General features: G+C 41.4%; 3 protein-coding genes. All 3 read left to right on the top strand.

Annotated elements, in window-relative coordinates; all coding sequences use genetic code 11:
* Positions 1–37: 37 nt before the first annotated feature.
* The 3 genes from AB4371_RS22290 to folX all read left to right on the top strand — a co-directional run bounded on the left by AB4371_RS22290 (position 38) and on the right by folX (position 2177).
* Entirely contained in the window at positions 38–961 is a 924-nt protein-coding gene (locus tag AB4371_RS22290) for a DUF4238 domain-containing protein (protein WP_372150679.1), read from the top strand.
* Positions 962–1210: 249 nt separating this feature from the next.
* The gene (folK, locus tag AB4371_RS22295; protein WP_102320872.1) at positions 1211–1708 is read left to right on the top strand and encodes a 2-amino-4-hydroxy-6-hydroxymethyldihydropteridine diphosphokinase; all 498 of its coding nucleotides are present in this window, start codon (positions 1211–1213) and stop codon (positions 1706–1708) included.
* Between the two features lie 97 nt (positions 1709–1805).
* Complete coding sequence (folX, locus tag AB4371_RS22300) at positions 1806–2177, top strand: dihydroneopterin triphosphate 2'-epimerase (RefSeq protein ID WP_017067658.1); 372 nt, start codon at positions 1806–1808, stop codon at positions 2175–2177.
* The last annotated feature ends 77 nt before the right edge of the window (positions 2178–2254 follow it).

Genomic DNA, 2254 nt, shown 5'->3' on the forward strand with positions numbered 1-2254 from the left:
ACTACCTTGAAAAACACCGAATCTGGGAGTATCTAATTTGGCTAAAAAACCGTTATCACATTATGTGCCAAAGTTTAGCAACAAATATTGGGCCGACGATTCTAATTTCATTTCTTATTTTTCTTGTGAGCACACGGGTGACATTAAAAAATCACGTAAAGGAAAAAAGCAATGGGGCAGGTTTCGAGGGCTTTATTCTTGGGAAGTTGAGCATAACTTAGACCGGGATTTGGAGACTAAAGTTGCCCCGGTATATGAAAAATTAGCTAGCATTAATGAACTAGATATCAGCGAGAAGTTCCTGTGGTCACAGTTTATACTATCGCAACTCGTTAGAACGCCAACCTTTTTAAAGTATGAAAGGTTCACTGAAGAAATATCAGGACCTTATAGCAAGCCAGAGTGTGATAGAGTCGGCTGTCCAAACTGTCTTGATTTAAATTTGATTGCCAACAGAGACTGGTTGTTAATGATGGCACATGATGATGATTACTTTGTTCGCAGTGACAATCCAGTTCTTCAAACAGGATTTATAGAAGAAAACTCAACTTGTTTATATTATCCGCTAACTCCAAAGCTATGCTTTGTCGCTTGCTCCATGAGAGATGGTTGGAATGCATTTACAAACAACGACAACCCGATGATGGGGCTAGTGTTACCCAAAGGTTGGGCGCATATGCTTAATTTTCATTTTGCTAAATGTGCAGAGCAGTCATTGATTCTTTCACCTAAAGACGATGACAACATTTCTGACTTTACTTTCCCTAAAATTCTTGGCGCTTACCCGCAGCCTCCTTTCCCATTACACGCAGTACACGATGATAATTTAGAGGCCGCTTATGAAAGTATTAAGTACATAATGTCGAAAGCGGACCAAGTTAATTATGGCGACTGGAATGTTCAGGAGATCTCGCCGATGTATCAAAACAATAAATCGCATAACAAACGACTCTGGCTTTAAGATACTTTTTCTAATCCAAATCTCGCACGTTAGAACCCATACTCTAACGTGCTTTTGTCCAGAACCTTCATAAGCTGAATTTTCGCCCGTGGCATTTTCTAGTTCAAAAGTCCTCCTTTCCGACTCAGAACCGAACTCTATATGAGTTGTCGGGAGATTTTCTTTTACCCTCCCTACATCAAACGGATCCATAGCTGATCTTCCTAGCGACTTACAACGTAAGAGGTTAACTAAAAGGGAGAAAACAATATGTCCACCGTCTATGTCAGCATCGGAAGCAACATTAACCGCGAACATCACATCACAGAATCTCTCAAAGCGTTGAATAGTCACTTTGCACCTCTGAACATTTCTAATTTCTACGATTGTGAGCCTGTTGGTTTTGAAGGGGACAACTTCCTAAACCTAGTCGCAGGGTTTGAATGTGACCTTTCTATCGCTGAACTGGCTAAGGTTCTGCATCAAATCGAATTAGAAAATGACCGCAAGCGAGAAACTAAAGAATATGCCTCGCGCACGATGGATATCGATATCCTTCTTTACGGTAACGAAGTAGGCATTATTGATGGAGTAGAGCTGCCTCGAGGTGAAATCACCGAGTACGCTTTTGTGCTTCGACCGTTAGTTGATGTTGCCGCGCAAGAACTTCATCCCACTCTAGATATCTCTTTTCAGCATCTCTGGAACAACTTCGATCAGCTGAGTCAGAAAACCGAACTTATACCGTTCGAGGTCAGCTTCACTTAGTCCCTGTAACTGCTTTAAACAGAACGCTTGAGCTTTATTGATCTTTTCCTCTAATAGGCACGTAACTCACTCTACCTTCTAAGGATCGGAAACTGTTATGAATCACAATGCGATTATCACCATCACAAATCTCAGATTAAGAACCTTCATCGGCTTCAACGAAGAAGAAAAAACCAAGCAGCAAGACATCGTCATAAATGCGGAGATCCATTATCCCGCGAACAACCTTTGCCTCTCTGATGATGTGGAGAACGCACTTAACTACAAAAATATCTGCAAAAAAATTATTGAACATGTTGAATCTGGACGGTTTCTGCTTTTAGAAAAGTTAACCAGCGACGTACTCGGTATTTGTATCGACCATTCATGGGTCCGATACGCTCAGGTGAGAATTGACAAGCCTCATGCTCTACGTTTCGCCGATTCCGTCTCGCTCACCCTGAGCTATGAAGCAGAACTTGAAGATTAACTCATAAGGAGCGACTCAATGCTAACCACAGAAGCTGAAAAAGTAAGAGAAGCTTTGCTTGATGTATGGAATCCACT

This window comes from Vibrio sp. 10N.261.51.A3 (assembly GCF_041471965.1).
Lineage (GTDB): Bacteria > Pseudomonadota > Gammaproteobacteria > Enterobacterales > Vibrionaceae > Vibrio > Vibrio crassostreae_C.